Origin of the sequence: Lysinibacillus mangiferihumi (assembly GCF_003049665.1) — a bacterium.
Taxonomy (GTDB): domain Bacteria; phylum Bacillota; class Bacilli; order Bacillales_A; family Planococcaceae; genus Lysinibacillus; species Lysinibacillus mangiferihumi.
On sequence record NZ_PYWM01000004.1, the window covers coordinates 207,130 to 229,337 of the forward strand.

General features: G+C 36.6%; 17 protein-coding genes. All 17 read right to left on the reverse strand.

The window, feature by feature from the left end; genetic code table 11:
* Positions 1–5: 5 nt before the first annotated feature.
* Positions 6–1,598, reverse strand: coding sequence for a flagellar basal-body MS-ring/collar protein FliF (gene fliF, locus C9J37_RS06275; protein ID WP_107894687.1), 1,593 nt, complete (start codon positions 1,596–1,598; stop codon positions 6–8).
* Positions 1,599–1,746: 148 nt separating this feature from the next.
* Positions 1,747–2,052 (reverse strand): flagellar hook-basal body complex protein FliE, encoded by a 306-nt coding sequence (gene fliE / locus C9J37_RS06280; RefSeq protein ID WP_107894688.1) that lies wholly within the window; start codon positions 2,050–2,052, stop codon positions 1,747–1,749.
* Between the two features lie 23 nt (positions 2,053–2,075).
* Entirely contained in the window at positions 2,076–2,537 is a 462-nt protein-coding gene (gene flgC, locus C9J37_RS06285; protein ID WP_024362038.1) for a flagellar basal body rod protein FlgC, read from the reverse strand.
* 3 nt (positions 2,538–2,540) lie between these two features.
* Positions 2,541–2,933: a flagellar basal body rod protein FlgB gene (gene flgB, locus C9J37_RS06290; protein WP_107894689.1), complete on the reverse strand. Its 393-nt coding sequence runs from the start codon at positions 2,931–2,933 to the stop codon at positions 2,541–2,543.
* A gap of 873 nt (positions 2,934–3,806) precedes the next feature.
* Positions 3,807–4,586 (reverse strand): GTP-sensing pleiotropic transcriptional regulator CodY, encoded by a 780-nt coding sequence (codY, locus tag C9J37_RS06295; RefSeq protein ID WP_107894690.1) that lies wholly within the window; start codon positions 4,584–4,586, stop codon positions 3,807–3,809.
* An 86-nt stretch (positions 4,587–4,672) separates the two neighbouring features.
* Complete coding sequence (gene hslU, locus C9J37_RS06300) at positions 4,673–6,073, reverse strand: ATP-dependent protease ATPase subunit HslU (RefSeq protein ID WP_107894691.1); 1,401 nt, start codon at positions 6,071–6,073, stop codon at positions 4,673–4,675.
* Positions 6,073–6,618, reverse strand: coding sequence for an ATP-dependent protease subunit HslV (gene hslV, locus C9J37_RS06305; protein WP_024362042.1), 546 nt, complete (start codon positions 6,616–6,618; stop codon positions 6,073–6,075). Before hslV ends, hslU begins: the two co-directional genes overlap by 1 nt.
* A 22-nt stretch (positions 6,619–6,640) precedes the next feature.
* Positions 6,641–7,540, reverse strand: a complete 900-nt coding sequence (xerC, locus tag C9J37_RS06310) for a tyrosine recombinase XerC (RefSeq protein ID WP_107894692.1) — start codon at positions 7,538–7,540, stop codon at positions 6,641–6,643.
* A gap of 285 nt (positions 7,541–7,825) precedes the next feature.
* Complete coding sequence (trmFO, locus tag C9J37_RS06315) at positions 7,826–9,139, reverse strand: FADH(2)-oxidizing methylenetetrahydrofolate--tRNA-(uracil(54)-C(5))-methyltransferase TrmFO (protein WP_107894693.1); 1,314 nt, start codon at positions 9,137–9,139, stop codon at positions 7,826–7,828.
* An 18-nt stretch (positions 9,140–9,157) separates the two neighbouring features.
* On the reverse strand, positions 9,158–11,236 hold the full coding sequence (gene topA / locus C9J37_RS06320) for a type I DNA topoisomerase (protein WP_107894694.1): 2,079 nt from the start codon (positions 11,234–11,236) through the stop codon (positions 9,158–9,160).
* 92 nt (positions 11,237–11,328) lie between these two features.
* On the reverse strand, positions 11,329–12,225 hold the full coding sequence (gene dprA / locus C9J37_RS06325) for a DNA-processing protein DprA (protein WP_107894695.1): 897 nt from the start codon (positions 12,223–12,225) through the stop codon (positions 11,329–11,331).
* Between the two features lie 221 nt (positions 12,226–12,446).
* The gene (gene sucD, locus C9J37_RS06330; RefSeq protein ID WP_024362047.1) at positions 12,447–13,349 is read right to left on the reverse strand and encodes a succinate--CoA ligase subunit alpha; all 903 of its coding nucleotides are present in this window, start codon (positions 13,347–13,349) and stop codon (positions 12,447–12,449) included.
* A 17-nt stretch (positions 13,350–13,366) separates the two neighbouring features.
* Positions 13,367–14,527 carry an ADP-forming succinate--CoA ligase subunit beta gene (gene sucC, locus C9J37_RS06335; RefSeq protein ID WP_107894696.1) on the reverse strand — a complete coding sequence of 387 codons (1,161 nt, stop codon included), beginning with the start codon at positions 14,525–14,527 and terminating at the stop codon, positions 13,367–13,369.
* A 140-nt stretch (positions 14,528–14,667) separates the two neighbouring features.
* Positions 14,668–14,991: an EscU/YscU/HrcU family type III secretion system export apparatus switch protein gene (locus C9J37_RS06340; protein ID WP_024362049.1), complete on the reverse strand. Its 324-nt coding sequence runs from the start codon at positions 14,989–14,991 to the stop codon at positions 14,668–14,670.
* Positions 14,988–16,883: a TP0910 N-terminal domain-containing protein gene (locus C9J37_RS06345; protein WP_107894697.1), complete on the reverse strand. Its 1,896-nt coding sequence runs from the start codon at positions 16,881–16,883 to the stop codon at positions 14,988–14,990. The genes C9J37_RS06340 and C9J37_RS06345 overlap by 4 nt, the downstream gene beginning before the upstream one ends.
* 15 nt (positions 16,884–16,898) lie before the next feature.
* A complete protein-coding gene (locus C9J37_RS06350; protein WP_107894698.1) occupies positions 16,899–17,654 on the reverse strand; it encodes a ribonuclease HII in 756 nt (251 codons plus the stop codon).
* 442 nt (positions 17,655–18,096) lie between these two features.
* A complete protein-coding gene (locus tag C9J37_RS06355) occupies positions 18,097–22,200 on the reverse strand; it encodes a non-ribosomal peptide synthetase (protein ID WP_107894699.1) in 4,104 nt (1,367 codons plus the stop codon).
* Positions 22,201–22,208 lie beyond the last annotated feature (8 nt).

The following is a 22,208-nucleotide window of genomic DNA, read 5'->3' on the forward strand; positions in this document are numbered from 1 at the left end:
CCTAGTTAGTCTTCCGCAATCCAACTACGCAGTAACTTTGCAAAATCATCAGGCTTTTCTTTCGCCATTTTTTCAAGTTGCTTACGACGCATTGTAGCTTCCGTTTCAATTTCTTCATTAATATCATCAATCATCAATTCTTCTTGTTCTTCTAGGATACTTAACTCTTCTTCTTCCTTCGCACGTTTACGTGAACGGATAATAAAGAATGCAAGTAATAGAATAACAGCTAGTAAAATACCTCCAACTACCCAAACCCACCATGGGATAACAGGTGTTTCATCAGCAGTATCAGCTACCTTACCATTTAACGCTTGGACAGAAACAGCCACTTTTTCATCAATTTGCTCTTGAGTAAGTTCCGCTGCTACATCCTTTGAAATTGTCGTACGAACAATAGTACTTAAAATTTTCTCAATGTCTTGTTGTACACCATCAGGTAGTGATGCTGCGTCTGTAGCTGTTGGTGGTTCCACAATTACTTGGATGCCAATGTCTTGAATTTTATATGGTGCTTCTTGAATATCTTTACGAATACGGTTGACGTCATTATTGATCGTTTCTTCCGTACGTTCATAATCACCATTTCCTGTTGCACCCTCATTGTATGTTGTGAAATTATCTGTTGTTGTTTCAGCTTCAGGTGTACCCATTGCTGCATTACCAGTACCAGAATACTGCTCTGAAATACGTTGGGCACTAATCGCAATCCCTGCCATATTCTCTTCATCAACTGGTGTTACTAAGTTTTCTTCACGATTTTCCTTTTTAAAGTCAATGTCTGTTGTAACAGAAACAATTACTTTATCTTGTCCCATCAGTGTTCCTAGCATATTTTGCACTTGACGTTGCAGGTCACGTTCAACCAATTTCTTCATTTGTAATTGACCTTCAGCTGTTGTTGTCGATGTACCATCTGTTGTTGCAGCATTTAAATCAAAGTACTCTGAGAATTGATTCGAGATCACAATGTTATCAGTTTTTAAATTCGGAATACTTTTTGAAACTAAGTTGTACATTGTTGCAATTTGTTGTTCTGTAAACTTATAGCCAGGATCTGTATTCAATACAATGGATGCAGTCGCATCTTCTTTTACATCCTGTAAGAAAACTCCTTCTTCTGGAAGAGTAATCATCACTTTTGCATCTTTTACGCCCTCTAGATTTTTGATTAGTTTAGCGATTTCTGTTTCGGTTGCGGCTTTTTTCAATAAATTAAATTCATTGTCCGTCATACCGAAGCCAGAACTATTAGCAAAAGAGTAATCGATTGTTCCAGTCTGAGGATATCCTTCTGATGCTAGTTGCACCAATAAAGAGTCCACCTGTTCTTGAGGCACTAATATAGATGTGCCTCCTGGGGCAATTTCATATTTTACACCTTGAGAATCCAATGCTTCTTTCACTTGCCCAATTTCTCTTGTGGATAAATCTTTATAGAGCGGAACATATGTAGTTTTTGTTGCAAAAAACGTAATGATAGCTGCAAGTGCTATCACACCTACTACAGAACTAAGCATTACTATTTTTTGTGTTTTACTTCGACTTTTCCAAAATTGGCTGGTGTCGGTTTTTATTTTCGTCAATCGTTCATTCATTATGAATCCTCCGGTTATAGTGAATAACCTAGCAATCAATAATTCGCGATAACAGTGGAATCTCATGGAAGTATTGAATATGAAATGTTTAGTTCCATGAGAAGCCTAATTAATCGGATTGGTGTCTTTCTTCACCAATGCAATTTAATTAGACACTCATTCGCATTATTTCTTGGTAAGCTTCAATCACCTTATTGCGAACTTCAAGTGTTGCGTTTAATGTAATGCTCGCCTTTTGAGATGCAATCATTACTTCGTGCAACTCCACATCTCCACCAGTTATTAGCTTTTGTGTAAAATTATCAGAAGTGATTTGCTGATCATTCACTTTCGCTATTGCCTCTTTTAACGAATTCGCAAAGCTTTGTTGCGCTTCGTAAGGTGTCGTTTTTAGTTTATTTGTTTCATTTACAACCTGAGTAGGTGTCATTAGTGAAACGGACGAAATTGCCATTATGTATCCATCCTTTCTTTATGTTATTTACCAATCTCCAACGCCTTTGTCAGCATTGACTTATTTGCATTTAAAACCGTTATGTTCGCCTCGTATGATCGAGTAGCAGACATTAAATCTACCATTTCTTTTAACGGGTCAACGTTTGGCATGTTGACATAGCCTTCTGCATTTGCGTCCGGATGTGTCGGATCATACACTAATTTGAAAGGTGTTTCTGTATCTTCCTTAATTTGCGATACTTTTACGCCATTCCCCACGCCACCTTTAGCATTTTTACCGAGTGCAACATTAAGAAACTTTGAAAATTGCCCTTCTTGTGCGGAAAAAGTGACAGACTTCCGGCGGTATGGCTCCCATTCCCCATTTACTTGTTTAGCACGAGTTGTATCCATGTTTGCCATATTGGAAGAAATAACATCCATGCGCAACCTTTGTGCTGTTAAAGCAGAGGCAGTGGTATTCATTCCATGAAATATAGACATTTATTACTTACCTCCTTTAATAACTGTATTGAGTGTATTTAACTTACCATTTACACGGTCGATTAAAGCATTGTAGTAGATTTGATTTTCTGCTAATTTTGTTTGTTCAGCATCCATATCTACAGCATTTCCGTTATTTCGATATCGTAAGCCGTCAACATTATGGACACCTGGTGTCGATTGTTTAATTTCGAAATCATAATGTCTACTATCTGTGCGATATGCCGAAATAGAAATTTGTTTCTCATTCTCCAACATATCCTTAAAACTTACACTTTTCGCCTTATAATTTGGTGTATCGACATTCGCAATATTATTTGCGATTGTTTTATGATTCAAAGTTGCATAGGAAAGTCCGTTTTCCAGGCTACTAATAGTTCCTCCAAATAAGTTCAAAACCATTCACCTCATTTTAATTCAATCTATGTACTTCTTATTTTATCCAATAATACAATTGTAATTAAGATGATACGTAGTGTCTATTGTCTTTTGTCATTTTTTAATAGTAGATACGCCCTATTTTTTTAGAAGATTAACCGGGACAAATATGCCCCATCCCTTGGGGCACTAAGTGTCGATGCATTTCGTCTTATTTCTAGTTATTTTACACTATTTCGACAGTGTTTACTGTATTAGTATCAATTATCTACCTGTTTATTACTAGACAGGATTGGATATAAATGACAATTTGTGATTTTTCGGTAAAAAAAAGTCCCTTTTTACTATATTTAATATGATTATATAAGTAACCTTCTAGAAATGTAATTATGAAAATTTTCTCACATCGACAAAAATGGCTATTGAAATGAATATCCTATTTACTGCTGTACTGTCATCGAACTGATTACGTTTCAGTCGCACCCCTGAAAAATTCTCTATATGTAAAGTTTGAATTACATCGAAATCAGCATTTTATTCTCGTATAAGCATCAATTCCTTGCTTAACGAATTTTAATTGTCCCTTCGTTCCGCTAAAGCTAAGTCCCCTTTTCCACAATAAACAGACCATAGGATGCAGTTACAATACTTACAGAAGATGGATTTTAAATTTCTCTACTAAAAAAGCCCTACCATATTTTTCCCTATTGAAAATACAAGATTGGTACCATTCACAAAAATGACACATATGCACTTTGGTGAGCTACCACTTGTACGTAAGAAAAACTATGTAAGGCTTAACATATTAACAATCTATGGTTGAAATAACTAAAACAGCAATTAGTTACAGTGAAAAAGCTCCCTCAAAATCATTTGAGAGAGCTTTTTTAATTATTTCATTTTTATTTCAGCAAGTGCATTTAAGAACTTATCGTTTAACACTTTAATGTAAGTTCCTTTCATACCTAGAGAGCGTGATTCAATGACCCCTGCAGATTCTAGTTTACGTAATGCATTGACGATTACTGAACGTGTAATACCTACGCGGTCAGCAATTTTTGAAGCAACTAATAAACCTTCGTTACCATCTAGCTCTTCAAAAATATGTTCAATCGCTTCTAATTCACTATATGAAAGTGAGTTAATCGCCATTTGTACAACAGCTTTGCTACGTGCTTCTTCTTCAATCTCTTCTGATTTCTCACGTAAAATTTCCATACCCACTACTGTTGCACCATACTCAGCTAAAATTAAATCATCATCTTCAAATTGAGCTGATAAACGAGCTAAAATTAAAGTACCTAAACGTTCACCGCCACCCACGATTGGAACGACTGTTGTTAAAGCGCTTTGGAATAAATCTTTATTTTCTACAGGGAACGCAGTATGTTCATTGTTTATATCTAGGTTTGAAGATGTTTCAGAAATTGTAAATAAGCTATGTGTATATTCTTCTGGGAATTGACGCTCTTCAAACATTTTTTTCATACGCTCATTTTCAATTTGTTGGTGAATTGAAATACCTAGAAGCTTCCCTTTTCGGCTCACAATATAAACGTTGCTGTCAATAATGTCGCCTAGTGTGTCAGCCATTTCTTTAAAGTTTACCGGCTTACCTGCAGATGCTTGGAGCATCGAGTTAATTTTACGTGTTTTTTCTAATAAGTTCATTATGTGTTCCTCCTATAAATAATCCATACCGTATTTATTTAATATTCTAAAGTTTTTTACAATTGAATGAAACTAACAAGCCTTGCCTACAGTATAAACTGTGACAAATCTTTGTTTTTTACAATACCCGCTAGCTTTTGGTCAACATAAGCAGCTGTTATTTCAATTTGCGCTGGTGCTATTTCAGAAGCTTCAAACGATAATTCTTCTAACAAGCGTTCTAAAATTGTATGCAAACGACGTGCACCAATATTATCGGTTTCTTGGTTAACCTCTGTAGCAATTTCTGCAATTCGTTCAATTGCATTTTCTGCAAAATCGATTGCTACACCTTCTGTTTCTAATAATGCTTTATATTGCAAAATAAGTGATTGATCTGGCTCCTTTAAAATACGAACAAAATCTTGCTTCGTTAATTTTTCTAATTCAACACGGATAGGGAATCGCCCCTGTAATTCTGGAATCAAATCGGATGGCTTTGACATATGGAAAGCACCTGCTGCAATGAAAAGCATGTAGTCTGTTTTGACCGCCCCATACTTTGTCGTCACAGTAGAACCTTCCACAATCGGCAAGATGTCGCGCTGAACACCCTCGCGTGAAACACTGGCAGAAGAGTTCGTATCTTTACTTGCGATTTTATCAATTTCATCAATAAATATAATCCCAGATTGTTCTGCTCTAGCAATCGCTTCTTGTGACACCTCATCTGCGTCAATCAGCTTATTTGCTTCCTCTATAGTTAAAATACGACGTGCATCTTTTACTTGCACTCTGCGTTTTTTCTGTTTTTTAGGCATTAAGCTAGACAACATATCTTGCATACCACTATTTGCAGACATATCCATTCCTGTTCCTTGCAATGCATCAAAAATCGACGGACTTTGCTCCGTTACTTCAACTGTAACCCACTCATTTTCTAATTTGCCATTGCGTAAATCAATTGCGATTTGCGCACGTTTTGAGCGCACTTCCGTTTCGTCAGAAGATGTATCATCATGCGTTTGTTGTTCTTTGCCACCAAATAACATTTCAAACGGATTTTGCATAGCCTGTTTTTTACGTAAAGAAGGGACAAGTAATTTTACAATGGCTTCATTTGCCAACTCTTCCGCTTGCTCCTTCACAGACTCCATCATTTCTTCCTTCACTAAACGATGAGAAGCCTCTACAACATCGCGTACCATCGACTCCACATCGCGCCCAACATAGCCCACTTCTGTAAATTTCGTTGCTTCAACTTTCACGAACGGTGCATTCGTTAGCTTTGCAATTCTTCTTGCAATTTCAGTTTTCCCAACTCCAGTTGGTCCAATCATTAAAATATTTTTTGGAATAACCTCAGCCTTCATATCATCCGCTAGAAGAGAACGACGATAACGATTTCGTAATGCAATAGCTACCGCTCTTTTCGCCTCATTTTGCCCTACTATAAAACGATCCAAATGCTCAGTAATTTGTCTTGGCGTTAAGTTTTGTGGTGTCATTAGTTAAGTGCCTCCACGATAATATTATGGTTTGTAAATACACAAATTTCAGCGGCAGTTTCTAACGCTGCCTCCGCAATCTCTCGGGCAGTCATTGTTTCACCTGCATATTTTTTTAGAGCACGACCTGCTGATAATGCATAATTGCCACCAGAACCAATGGCTAAAATACCATCATCTGGTTCGATCACTTCTCCCGTACCAGATACAAGGAGTAGTGTACTTTTATCCATTACAAGTAACATCGCCTCTAATTGGCGTAGCATTTTATCACCGCGCCATTGTTTTGCTACTTCTACAGCAGCCCGCTGTAAATTCCCATTATATTCGTTTAATTTCGCTTCAAACATTTCAAAAAGTGTAAATGCATCAGCTACCGACCCTGCAAAGCCTGCCAGCACCTGACCATTAAACAGACGTCTGACCTTCCGTGCAGTTCCTTTCATGACAACCGCATTGCCAAGTGTCACTTGACCATCGCCAGCCATAGCGCACCCGCCGTTATGATGTACCGCAAATATCGTAGTCGCATGGATTTGTCCCATTTGCCTTCCTCCTTAGCCTCTATTATGCCCTTGGATGGGCATTCATATATGTTTGACGAAGATGCTCATTTGTTACATGCGTATAAACCTGTGTTGAAGTTAAATGCGCGTGGCCCAGTAACTCCTGCACCGTCCGTAAATCCGCGCCATGATTCAGTAAATGTGTAGCAAAAGTATGGCGAAGCATATGTGGGTATATTTTCGTATGGAGTGAGGTCTTGTTAATCATTTCATTTAAAATATGACGTACCCCTCGTGGTGTAAGTTCCCCACCGCGCATGTTGACAAATAATTGCTCATGATTTGTTTGTTTCATCAAACGTGGACGAGCCTGCTCTATGTAGTGCTGTATAGCCACACTCGCAAATTGACCAAATGGTATAATACGTTCTTTTCTTCCTTTACCCATTACCCGAACAATAGAATAACGGAAATCTATATCCCCTACCATAATGGATGTGAGCTCACTCACACGAATGCCCGTTGCATATAATAACTCTAAAATCGCCATATTGCGCAACGATTTCAAATCATCGCCTACATTCGCATCAAAAAGCTGCATTAATTCTTGTTCGTAAAAAAAACTTGGTAAACGTGATTCTTTTTTCGGATGATAGAGCGATCGAAAAGCGCCATCATCCAAGCCGTGCTGTTTATTTAGAAAGCGAAAAAAGGAGCGGATTGATGAAATCTTCCTTGATACAGAAGTTCTTGCTTTCTTTTCATCGTACAACTTCGTTACATATAGACGTGCATGTATATACTCAACACTAGCTAAATCATTAACGCCTTCTGCCTGTAAAAACGCTAAAAAATCTAGTAGGTCTGATTCATATTCTCGCACAGTATGAACAGAGAAGTTTTTTTCTACCTGGATGTAAAGCATAAACTGTTCAAGTGCTTCTTGGGACGAAACTAACATGAAAGATTCACCACCAATGAATTATTCGTAACCTTCTCTCATTACTATTACCAACAAATTCAAATGGTAAAACAATTGTGGCCATCTAAATCAATTTGTCGCTTTAGTAATCTTTAAAAAACATACATATTGACACTATACCTATCTTCGTAATATAGCAAGTGAAAATGGTTATATTTTGAGAAAATCTCTATACAAAATAATAAAATACGTGTAAATAAGCATTTTGTCTACATAAAAGAAAAAGCCTCTAAGAGTATATCAACTTTTAGAGGCTTTTGGCAATTAAATTGTTTGTGAATTCACAAAATTTTGAATTGTGCTCATTGCACGTGCAGCATGCATTTCTGCACGTTCTGGTTTTGAACGACGTCCAGGTGGTAATTCAGGGAATATGCCGAAGTTGACATTCATCGGTTGGAAGTTTTTAGATTGTGCTTCTGTTATATAACGCGCCATACTTCCTAATGCCGTTTCGAATGGGAAAATAATTGGTTCTTGTCCCAATGCTAAACGTGCCGCATTAATGCCAGCAATTAAACCGCTTCCTGCTGATTCTACATAACCTTCTACACCCGTCATTTGACCAGCAAAGAAAATATTTTTTTGTTCACGTAACTGATATGTTTTCTCTAAAACTTTCGGTGAGTTAATGAAAGTATTTCTGTGCATTACACCATATCGTACGATTTCAACATTTTCTAGTCCAGGAATTAGTTGTAGTACTTCCTTTTGCGGCCCCCACTTTAAGTGGGTTTGGAAACCTACGATATTGTAAAGGGTACCTGCAGCGTCATCTTGGCGCAATTGTACAACCGCATATGGTCGTTTACCTGTTTTGGGATCTTCAAGCCCTACTGGCTTCATCGGTCCGAATAACATTGTTTTTTCACCACGAGCTGCCATTACTTCGATTGGCATGCAGCCTTCAAAATAAATTTCTTTTTCAAATTCTTTTAATGGCACAACTTCTGCTTCAATCAATGCTTGGCGGAAACGATCGAATTCTTCTTTTGTCATAGGACAGTTTAAATAAGCCGCTTCACCTTTATCATAACGAGATTTTAAATATACTTTATCCATATTAATGCTATCTTTTTCAATAATTGGTGCTGCTGCATCATAGAAATATAAATAGTCGAGACCTGTTAATCCTTGAATTTTTTCAGCTAGTGCTTTTGAAGTGAGTGGGCCTGTTGCAATAACCGTAATGCCCTCTGGAATTTCTGTAACTTCTTCATGTATTACTTCCACTAGTGGGTGATTTTTTACCGCTTCCGTTACGTAGCCTGCAAACTCATGACGGTCAACTGCAAGTGCACCACCTGCTGGTACTGAGCATGCATCAGCTGCTTTTAAAATAACAGAGTCTAATAAACGCATTTCTTCTTTAATAACACCTACTGCATTTGTTAGTGTATTAGCACGTAGCGAGTTTGAACAAACAAGCTCTGCAAATTTATCAGTATGGTGGGCAGGTGTTTGTTTAACAGGACGCATTTCATAAAGTTTAACTTTTACCCCACGTTTAGCAATTTGCCAAGCCGCTTCACTTCCTGCAAGGCCAGCACCTATTACATTTACAACTAGTTCAGTCATGTTCTTACCATCTTCCTATCATTGTGTTGGTGTCTCTTCATAGTCACATTTCGTACACTGAATTTGTACACCTTTTTTTAATTTTTTCTCTACTAATAATGCACTACATTTCGGGCATGGTCTACTAATCGGTTTATCCCATGATACAAATTCGCATTCTGGATATTGATTACATCCATAAAATAAACGCTTTGTTTTACTTTTACGCTCAACAATTTCACCTGTTTCACAAGAAGGGCATTTAACCCCGATTGGCTTCATAATTGCTTTTGTATTTCGGCAATCTGGGAAGTTCGAGCATGCCATAAATTTTCCATAGCGACCGAGTTTGAATACCATTGGTGAACCACATTTTTCGCAATCCTCACCAGCCGGTTCATCTTTAATTACTACTTTCTCCATTTCAGCATCCGCATGCTTTACATGAACTTCAAAGTCTTGATAAAAATCATCGATTACTTCAACCCATTTACGACTACCTTCTTCAACATCATCGAGATCTTGTTCCATTTTTGCTGTAAATTCGATATTGATGATATCAGGGAAAAATTCCAGCATTTGTTGGTGGACAATTTCACCTAGCTCTGTCGGCATAAATCTTTTTGCATCGAGCACAACATAGCCACGGCGTTGAATTGTATCGAGGGTCGGTGCATATGTCGACGGTCGTCCTATTCCTAACTCTTCCATTGTTTTCACAAGACGTGCTTCTGAATAACGAGGTGGAGGCTGTGTAAAGTGTTGCTTCGGTTCGATTTCAAGTGATGTCACCTGATCACCGATTTCCATTTCCGGTAGTAGTTTCGTCGTTTCTTCTGTTTGATCATCTGTACCTTCAATATAGAGTTTCATAAATCCGGCAAATTTGACCTGTGAGCCGTTTGCACGGAATAAAGCATCATTATTCTGAAGATCTACAGCCACTGTATCTAAAACAGCAGGTGCCATTTGACTCGCAATAAAGCGCTCCCAAATCAAACGGTATAAGCGTAGCTGATCGCGACTAAGCACTGTTTTTAACTCATCCGGTGTTCGCATCGTACTTGTTGGACGAATAGCTTCATGGGCATCTTGCGCATTCGATGCTTTTTTGGCCTGCTTCGTTTCTGTCGAGATATATTCTTTCCCATACTTTGTCTCAATATAAGAAACCGCTTCCGCTTTTGCAGTTTCAGATATACGTGTTGAATCTGTACGCATGTACGTGATTAAACCGACTGTACCTTCTTTTTTACCAATATCAATACCTTCATACAATTGCTGTGCAAGCATCATCGTTTTCTTCGCACGGAAATTTAACTTTCGCGCTGCTTCTTGTTGTAAAGAAGATGTCGTAAAAGCAGGCGCGGCATTTCGTTTACGTTCTTTTTTCGTCACATTGACAACTTCAAATGCTGTACCTTTGACATTTTTTAAAATCGACTTTACTTGCTCTTCATTCGATAATTTGATTTTATCTTTGCCGTTACCATAATACAGTGCATCGAATGTCTTTTTTCCCTTTTCAAAAGAGCCTTCAATCGTCCAATACTCTTCTGGTTGGAAGTTTTTAATTTCATTTTCACGATCAATGATCATACGCAGTGCAACCGATTGTACGCGACCTGCTGATAAGCCCTTCTTTACTTTTTTCCAAAGAATTGGGCTTATATTATAGCCTACTAGACGATCTAACATCCGACGTGTTTGTTGAGCATCCACTAAGTCCATATTAATGGCACGTGGGTTTTTAAAAGAATCTAAAATCGCATCTTTTGTAATTTCATTAAAAACCACTCGACAGTCTGAATTAATATCAATATTTAATGCAGTCGCAAGGTGCCAAGCAATCGCTTCTCCCTCGCGGTCTGGATCGGCCGCTAGATAGACTTTCTTCACTTTTTTAGCCGCAGACTTAAGTTCCTGTAAAACAGGTCCTTTTCCGCGAATTGTAATATATTTAGGTTCGTAATTATTTTCAGTATCTACACCCATTTGACTTCGTGGTAAGTCACGCACATGCCCAACAGATGCTTTTACTTTATATTTTTTTCCTAAATAACGTTCAATTGTTTTTGCTTTTGCTGGTGATTCTACAATCACTAAATAATCCGCCATCTATGTCTCCCCCTTAGCGAGGTCTATTGCTAAATTTTTTAAGTTACCTGTTGCAAAATGTATAACAGATTTTAAGATAATGCAACTTTTTTTCAATTTTTGCTAGAAAAGAGCGAAAGTGTTTCAACGATTTGGTGACCATCGCACACAGGTATAGCTCCTTCTATAAGTAATTTATTTGTCCCTTTCGACTGCTCTTTATTAATCGGTCCTGGAACGACAAATACATCTTTACCTTGCTCTAATGCACATTCTGTCGTAATTAATGTCCCACTTTTTAGTGCAGCCTCCGTGACAACGATTGCTTGAGTCAGACCACTTATTAACCGGTTACGCATAGGAAATTGCCATTTTGCCGGTCGCATATAAGGTGGATACTCTGTAATAAGTAAATGGTTTTCTGCCATTTGCTGAGCAAGTGCTTTGTTTTCCTTAGGATAGACATAATGAAAACCATGACCTAACACGGCAATTGTTTGTCCACCAAATTTCATCGTCGCTTCATGAGCCATTGTATCAGCACCTCGTGCAAGCCCACTGACAACCGTATAATCGTGCGCAACAAGCGGAGGGACGATTAAGTCCATTGCCGTTCTTGTATAGGCTGTAGCCTTTCTAGAGCCTATTATAGCTATCCGTTTATCTCTTGCTAGCAGAGCAGACTGACCTTTCACATACAATACAGTAGGTGGACTAGGTATTTCAAATAATTGCGCCGGGAAATATGGGTGATTAAATGGTATGGGGAAAATATTTGCTTGTGCGTAAGCCTCTTCAAATGGCAAGTTTCGAACTCGTTGAAAATTCCGAATCATTAGCAGCGCTTTTTGCCTCGTTATTTGCAATGCACCCGCAATCTCTTCAGGGTGCGCTTCTTCAAAATAACTCAATACATCCACCGGGGACAATAATTGTTGAAGTTTTTGGAGTGGTAATGGATATACATAATGCATAGCTAGTAATCTCTGTGTATCTACTGAGAAAATCATTTAAAAAACCTCCTTTATAATAGAAGAAATTAAATGACCGCAATTGTTATTTCAGCACAAAAATAGAATATGACCCGTCCTGTAGCTTCGCCTTTTCGACTTTTGTTGTGTGCGTTTAGCATGTAACTGTATAAACACCGCCGTTTGTAAAGCCACGAACAGGTGTACCATCTACCGAGACAGAGAAAAAGATGTAGCCACAATGTGCTACATCTTCCATTTTAATGGGTTTTACATTTTTCGTATAGCCCTTTTTCTTTAATTACCTTAATAAGTGTTTCGCCGATAACAGAAGGTGTTTCAGCAACTTCAATACCAGCTTCGTTCATTGCTTTAATTTTTTCAGCAGCCGTTCCTTTACCGCCAGAAATAATGGCACCTGCATGTCCCATACGTTTCCCTGGAGGTGCTGTTTGTCCACCAATAAAGCCAACAACCGGCTTTGTCATATTTGCTTTAATCCACTCAGCTGCTTCTTCTTCAGCAGTACCACCAATTTCCCCGATCATAACAACTGCATATGTTTCAGGGTCATTGTTGAATGCTTCAAGGGCATCGATAAAGTTAGTCCCATTTACAGGGTCTCCTCCGATACCTACAGCCGTTGTTTGACCAATACCAGCTTGCGTCAATTGGTGTACCGCTTCATACGTTAATGTGCCAGAACGTGAAACTACACCAACATGCCCTTTTGTATGAATATAACCAGGCATAATACCAATCTTACACTCATCAGCCGTAATAACACCTGGACAGTTTGGACCAACTAGGCGTGTTTTTTTGCCTTCCATAAAGCGTTTAACCTTCACCATGTCAAGGACAGGAATATGTTCTGTAATACAAATTGTTAATTCTAGCTCAGCATCAACAGCTTCTAAAATGGCATCTGCTGCAAAAGGTGCTGGTACATAAATAACCGATGTTGTTGCACCTGTTGCTGCTACAGCCTCAGCTACAGTATTGAACACAGGTACGCCTTCAATTTCAAGACCTCCCTTACCAGGTGTTACGCCTGCTACGATTTTTGTACCATAATCAAGCATCTGCTTCGTATGGAATAGCGCTGTTTCGCCTGTAATCCCTTGTACAATTACCTTTGTATCTTTATTAATAAATACAGCCATTGTTCTCCCTGCCTTCCTTAGCCTACTAGTCCCACAATTTTTTGTGCACCGTCAGCCATTGAGTCTGCTGCCACGATGTTTAAACCTGATGCATTTAAGATTTCTTTACCAAGCTCTACGTTTGTACCTTCTAAACGTACTACTAACGGTACAGATAAACCGATTTCTTTGGCTGCTGTTACTACACCATCAGCGATAATGTTACACTTCATAATGCCGCCGAAAATATTAACGAAAATACCTTTTACATTTGAGTCAGAAAGGATAATTTTGAAAGCTTCTGTTACTTTCTCGGCTGTTGCGCCGCCCCCTACATCAAGGAAGTTAGCGGGGCTACCGCCATAGTAACTAATTGTATCCATCGTTGCCATAGCTAGACCCGCACCATTTACCATACAGCCAATGTTGCCATCTAGTGAAATATAGCTAAGATCATATTTCGATGCTTCGATTTCTTTTGGATCTTCTTCATCAAAATCGCGTAATTCGACAATATCTTTATGACGATACAACGCATTGGCATCAAAATTAAATTTAGCATCTAGTGCTACAACATCTCCTTGTCCAGTGACAACCAGTGGATTAATTTCTACTATTGAAGCATCTTTGTCGATAAATGCTTGATATAAACCTAACATTAATTTAACAGCTTTCCCTACTAGGTTTGCTGGAATATTCATATTAAACGCCATACGACGTGCTTGGAAGCTTGTTAGTCCAATTACAGGATCAACCACTTCTTTGAAGATTTTTTCTGGATTTGTTTCAGCTACTTCTTCAATATCCATACCGCCTTCTTCTGAACCCATAAATGTTACACGAGAAGTAGCGCGGTCTAATACTAAACTTAAATAATACTCTTTTTGAATATCAGAGCCCTCTTCAATATACAAGCGTTTTACTTCTTTTCCTTCTGGACCTGTTTGATGAGTTACTAAAATTTTACCTAATAACTCTTTTGCGTATGTACGCACCTCATCAAGGTTTTTTGCGATTTTGACACCACCAGCTTTACCGCGTCCACCTGCATGAATTTGCGCCTTGACCACGGTTACATTTGAGCCAAGTTCCTTCGCTACCTTCACTGCCTCATCAGGGGAAAAAGCAACTTTTCCATTGGGTACTGCAACACCATATTTTCTCAGAATCTCTTTCCCTTGATATTCATGGATATTCATAATACATCCTCCCATCAAACATTTGCATAAAATTGTTTTACTAACATAATCTATTCTAACGAAAGATTCTGATAAAGTCTACACTTTGTCTTTTGTTCGAATTTTATCTAAAATTATGACGTTTTCTTCTACTTCGTGTACTAAAACAGAGAATTCTTAAAATCAGAATTCTTTATTTTTTCTATATTTTTGCTATGTTGTTGGTCTAGATGATAGATAAAAGCAAACACTTCAGCCACCGCTTGATATAATTCTTCAGGTATTGACTCATTTAAATCTAATTGTCCAAGTAATTGCACAAGATTCGGATCCTCATATATCGGCACATCATGTTCACTTGCACGTGCCAATATATTTTCAGCCACTTTCCCTTTTCCTTTTGCTACGACAGATGGGCTATCAAATTGTCCTTGTTTATAAGTGAGGGCAATCGCTTCTTTACGCGTCTTTTTTTCTTCACTCATATGCGGAAATCCACCCCACTAATTTCCTCCTGCTGTTGTACTACAGGGGTTGTTTTTTCAAGTTGGGCTTTTTCAAATTGTTTAATAAAGACTCCCGATAGCTGATAATTTTTTTTTGCAAGCCCTAATTTCAATGCTGTTTTTAGAGGTTCTGCAAGAAAAGCAATATCTGAATTTTCATTAAATACTGTGACAGTGACGACACGATTTTGAACTTGCATATCAATTACGGTTTCTTTCATTGACTCCATTTGTAAATAAAACAATATTCGTGCGTAGTTGGCATCAATCTTCCCGTCTTCTTTCATACGCCCATTCCATTGTAACGTGGCATCCATTTTCTTCCCAAAAAATTCAAGGGGTACTTGCATCACGAGCTGGTGTTGATGACCATTTTCTCCTGACACAAGTTGCATACCATTCATGCGTGTCATTAACAGCTCAGCTGCTTCCCTTAGTTGTGGCGTTATTTGAGCTTCTTGAAGCAATGTATGAAGCTGTGGTTTTAATTGGTGCGCAATTGCTTGCAAATCCGCTGATTTACTACTAAGCGATGCCTCGTAACTAATGCCTAAACTTTTCAATACCGTTTTCAGGGCATGCTCCATCGCTTTGCTATCCATTGAATTTCGTACATGTGCATCAGCTTCTGTAAGCATTCGTTGAATAGTTGGTTGTGGCACCTCCGTACTTTGTTTTACAAGATTTCGCATCAGCGCTTCATTTTGTACTGGATTTGTCGACTCTTGTTTAAACAGTGATAATAAATGTTCTTTTACAGAAAGCCCATTACCATCTTGCGTAAATAACCGTTCAGGTGCATTGTGAGCGAACGCTTTGATTAGCTGCTCTTGCATTTGCTTCGCAAAAATTTCCAATGTTTGTTTATTAGTTGGTAATTGGTTAAATCTATCAATCATTTGGTTCAGCTGTTGCTTTTGCTCATTGCTCAATAAACTTTGGCTCGCTGTCCAAGATTTTAGCTGTTCAATAAGCTGTTGTTTATTTTCTGGTTTTGTTGCTAAAATTGTTTGGATTACTTGGCCAGCCTGCTGAAGTTGACCTTGTTGCACAGGTTTTGCTTCATTTAGAGACGACCAATTTTGTAAAGTTGCTTGTTGCGGTAAAATACCCGCTTCTTTTAATATAGTTAAAGCTTGTAATCGTTCACTTGTTGATGCTGCGTTATTAGTTAAAAGTTGAATCGATTTTGCGAGCAGTAACGTACCTGTTTCTGCCTCGAAGGGTTTTGCAATTGCTAACACTTGTTGCATCAAATTTTGTTTCACATTAGCTTGTAATGCTGTATCCTTCGCTAATAACTGTGTAAAATTATCCATTATTGCCGACATACCGGATGTTTTTTGCCCACTAACAAGTGCTTGAAATACATCTTGCGTCATTGGCATTTTTAGCTCAACCATTTTTTGAAGCGCTTGTAAGGCATCCATCTTTGTCACACCTTCAGGCAATGCCTTCATCCACATTTCAGCTTGCATAAGTTGCTCTTTAGAAATCGGTATTTGAGCCTTAATAAAGTGCGCTAATACCTGTTGCATTTCTGACGATTTTGGCAAATTCATCGAATCTAGTAGCTGATTTATTTGTTGGTTTGTAGAAGCCTCTTGCCCCATCGGTCCTGTAACAACTTTTAACTCTGTTTGAGGGCTTGTCCCTGTTACTTGAAAGAAATGGGCATCCCCTGCTTTTAGCGGAACTTCCAGTTTAGCAATCAGTTTTTGATTGCCTACTTGGACCTCTGCCGTTTGATCTGGGTATAATTGTTTAATCGTGCCATGAAATACTTGTCCTTGCTTTAATGCCAGCGGTTGATTTGCTGAGATTAAAGTAGTTTGTTGCATTTGTATTGGATTAAACGATGTTGCTGTCATCTAATTACTCCTTTCTTACATCGATTTTATAGGTTCAAAAGACTTGCGATGATGTATCGTTGGTCCGAATGTTTCAAGTGCCTCTAAATGTTGTTTTGTACCGTAGCCCGCATGCTGTGCAAAGCCATACATAGGAAATTCTTTGTCCAATTGTTCCATATACTCATCCCTAGCTGTTTTCGCTAAAATAGAAGCCGCTGCAATGGCTAAACTTTTTGCATCGCCTTTAATAATCGAATCCTGTGGAATCGTGATTGGTAGTGTCATAGCATCGACTAGCACATAATCCGGTTTAATGGACAAGGATTCCACACTTGTTTTCATCGATTGCTTTGTTGCTTCATAGATGTTCAGTTCATCAATCGTTTGCGCTGATTGAAAATGAATGAAATAGCTAACGGCATGTTCTTTCACCAATGTTGCAAAAACATTGCGTTTTTCCTTTGTTAACTGCTTCGAATCATTTAATCCTACAAGAGCTTCACAGTTTTTTGGCAAAATAACAGCTGCGGTTACAACAGGTCCTGCTAAAGGCCCGCGCCCTGCTTCATCTACACCTGCGATGAAGGCATTTTCACCACCATAGCACTGATCGAAGTCAATCTTCGCTTGATGCTCTTCCAATAGCTGTCGTTTCTTTTCTTGGCGTTTATTCCAACTATGCCATGCTTTCTGCACACCTGCACGCTCGTCGGTTGCAATTGCCGCCATCCATTCTTGCCAATCCTCAGCTATTTTTAGTGCTGCTGTAATCTCTTTAATCGTTTTCATCATTTTACTCCCTTTATCTTACTCTATATCATTTATCGGCAATATCTACTATTCCTAAAAGAAAAACTGCCATGCTCACGTTTTATTGTGTGAGCATGGCAGTTTTTCGCAAATTATTACTGTGTCGCTTCTTTTTCAAGCTATTCGTCAACAAAATCAAATGTTAGCTTTCCTAATAGTAACCCAAGAATATCTCGTACGACCAGCCGCTCCTATTATGGAATAAGTAAAAATCTTTCATAGCAACACAGGGGCTTTAAACAATCTTTATATTAAATGATTAATTCTTATTTTATAAAACTACAGTTCGCACAGCTGGCTCAAACGCTCCACAATACTCTTTTAAGCTTTATTGTCGAAAATATACTATTTAGCATTTTACTTTTAATACTATATATATGGAAGTATTGCTGTATGTTTTGTAGTCCAACTCCATTTAGATTTAATATGTTAGACTTACATCCTTACCTTTTGAATTTAATAAATAAGCTTCTAATTTACTTTTAATCTGCCGCTCATCTATTATAAAGGGGCTAGTGATGGATAATCTAAGTATTTCATCAGTATATAAAACATCAAACATGATTCCATTACTTATTAGAGATTTCTTTATATTTGAATGACCCAATCCCTTTTTCATATTAAATCTATTAAATAATTGAACTTTCTCTTGTTTTCCCTTACCATGATAATTTAACAGAAATGTCGTTCTCTCATAAGGGTTAATGGTATTGAATACTTCTTTGTAACTATCTCTTATTTTCTGATCATATACGATAGATGCAAAGTTAATATTGTTATCAGAGACCATTTTCAATTGATTCCTTACAAAGGAAGAAGTATCTGAGATATCCTTATCTATTAATACAGGTACAATATCAAGAAAATTACCAATTGTGCTGAAAAAGGCTTTGTCTTGATATTTTCTACCATAGTTTAGAAGAAGGATAGGAAGATTTGTTGTGTTAAAATACACATTACTAAACTCTTTTATCGCATATATAGTGGCCTCCCATGCCAGGTCGGTCAGATTCATTAATATCTCAGTTGGTATAGGAATTTGAATAATCTGATGATAACTAACACTTTCAAATTTATCCTTGTTATTTTCATAGATGAATTTTGAAAAATAATCAAACTCATTTAAATTTAAATTTCTAATAATTTCCCTTGCTGTCAATACTGGTCCTTTTTCAATTTGTAGTTGATAATTTTCATAATGCTCGATTATTTCTCTTTGATTATTTAATCCTTTTAAATTAATTTCAAGTTCTTTCTCAATTACCTCTGAACTCATACCATCAAAAATGACATGGTGACAAGGTATTATAAGCTTATATTCATTTAGATTTAATTTTATTAATAGTATCCGATACAGAAATGAGCCTTCATGATAGGGTTCATATAGCAATTCCGGGATTAGTATGTCCAAAATTGTCTTTTGTTCCTTAGGAGAATATGAGGTTAAATTATAAAAAGGTATATCTATATCCTTTTCACAAGCATATTCTTGCCAATATTGCAGGTTATTCTCAGTTATTAGAACACTTCTTAATAAACCTTGCTGGTTTATCAATTCAATAATTGCTTGTTTAACCTTTTCTTGCTCCAAATTACTAGCTATATCAATAGAAGTACCAGAATATACCTGTTTTTCCTCTAGAAATCCTTTTTGTATAGGTGTCAAAGGAAACTGATTAATGATGTCATTTTCAAATAGTACTGAATGTAATTTACTATTCTCTTCAGAAACCTTAATTAGTATTTCTTCCTTTAATTTATTTATTTGCTCTATATCTCTGTCTTCCACTTCAAAAATGTGTGACATTGGTAAAATATAGTGAGGCAACGTCATCAAATCTCTTAACTCATGTAACTTTCCTAATAACGTGTTAACTTTTTCATCCTCTACATGCAATACAAAATATTCTCTTTCCTCAAATTTATATGTTGATCCACTTGTATAAATCTTATAATTCGTATATATATATTGTTCCATGGTTGTAAAGTCTACTCCATCTACCTTTTCTTCTACACTTTCCTCAATAGATGAAGCAAGGCTCTTTACAGTTTGGTACTTAAATATATCATGTAGCTTTACTTTTAAACCAACTTTTTCTAACTCTAAAACAATACGCAGCGCTTTTAATGAATCGCCTCCTAATTCAAAGAAATTATTATAAATTCCAATTTTATCAAATCCTAAGACTTTTCTCCAGATCGAGACTAAGCTTATTTCAAGCATAGTAGTTGGTTGCACATATTTCACTTTCTCTCTCAAAGTCTCTGAAGGAGTTGGAAGTTGGTTTCGATTTACTTTTCCGTTTCCTGTCAATGGTAATTGGTCTAGCTTCATAAAAAATCTTGGAATCATGTATTTAGGTAAAATGGCTGAGAGAAAACTTTTAAACTCTTCTAGTTCTAAATTTTTATTTGATACATAATATACGACTAATTCATCCTGATTCTTTATTTTCTTACAAACCACTGCAACATTAACAACATTAGGATGTGTTAATAGTACTTTTTCTATTTCCCCTAACTCAATTCTGTAACCTTTTAATTTTACTTGATTATCTTTTCTTCCTAAACATTCAATATTACCATCAGACAACCATCTCCCTAAATCTCCTGTTCTATATAATATACTTTCATGTTCAAATGGATTTTTTACAAATTTCTCACTTGTTAACTCACTTAACTTCATATAACCACTTGAAACTCCGTCCCCTGATATACATATTTCTCCAACTGCACCTTCAGGACATAGTAATGAAGATTGATTTAATATATAAACATTGGTATTTTTCAAAGGTCGTCCAATTGAAATATGTTCATTTAATTGAGTTAAATTATCCGGTATAATTTCATACGCTGTTGAATCCACACAACATTCAGTGGGGCCATATACATTTGTAATTCTTATTGTATTTAATCCACTTTTTTGCAAGAATTGCTTAACTGTTTTCTTGGAGAGAATCTCTCCACCAATAATAAAATGTTGCAAAGCTAACCCATTAAATTTAGAGTAAGGTAAGCTCAGAAGCAACTGTAAGTGCATTGGTGTTCCATCAGAAATGTTTATATGGTTTTTCCGATAATATTCTATTAATGACAAACCATCTATACGAGTATGTTCAGGTACAATATATAATGTATGACCCAAAAGCAGGGAGGAAAATATTTGTTGAACTGAAGCATCGAAATAAAATGGTGCAACTACCGCAACTCTGCAGTTTGTATAATCAGAAAAAATCTTTTGCTCTAAGCCATTAATTAAATTAGCAACACTATTATGTTCAATCATTACCCCTTTTGGGTTACCTGTTGATCCAGAAGTATAAATTACATATGCTAAATCACTACCATAAAATTTAATATTAGGCTTTTTCTTTACATTCGAGTAATCTCCTATTTCTAATAGGTTAATTTTATCAATATTCGACAACCAATTATCATTTCCACAGGTTAGTATGATCTTAGTCTCACTTTCGTTTAACATGTATTCAATTCTATTATTAGGTAAAGATGGATCTAATGGTAAATAGGCAGCTCCCGCCTTTAGTATACCTAGCATTCCTAAAATTGCTTCTATCCCCCTTCCCATATAGAGACCAATAATATTCCCTTTACTTACACCTTTATCTATTAATCGATTTGCTATATAATCGGTCTTTTCATCCAAATCGCTATATGTAACACTTTGACCTTCATACCATATAGCAGTTTCATTACTATTCTTCCTTACCGCTTTTTCAAAAAGATTTATAATATTTTCGTTTTTTTCTTCCTTCTCACTCCATTGAGCAAATGCTAATACTTTGCTTTTATCTACTTGAGAAATAAAATCTATATCTTTTAAAGAAATATTAATATCATTCGTTATTACAGTTATAATATTTAGAAAACTTCGAATAAAACTATGAATGACAAAACTTTCATACTTACTAGACGAGTAATTTATTACACCTACTATTTCATTGTTGATCCTTTTAAAGTAAACATGCATTCCTGCACTAAGCGTATGTGGAAATGGTTCATGAATCGTAGAAAGAGAACACGCAATGTCAACATATACTTCTTTGATTTCATCTTCACGACCAAATATAGATTTTATTGGGTATTCTTGATTATTATAAGCATCTAAGACGGTTTCTTTACATAATGTTAGAAGGTCAAGTGCTCTTCCTGCATCATTAATATTGCTTCTTAAAAGTACTAAATCATTCAACCCATTGATAGATATTTCTCCTTTATAGATGGGAGAAGCAATAACAATATCCTCTTCATTAAAAAATTTATTAATAGTTATCTTTAGAAAAAAAACTAGTAAAATATATAACGATAAATCTGATTCTTTGCTCATCTTAAATAATTTTTCTTGTAATATTCTATCCAGTTTAAAGGGTATAGAATAATTAGTTTGTTGGTCCGTGATATCATGAGTACATAAAGTATAATCTATTAATTGTTTATCCCAGTATTTTCTTTTTTCCTTAAAAAGGGCTGTTTCAAGTAATAACTTTTTATTTACATTAGTCATCATACAAACTC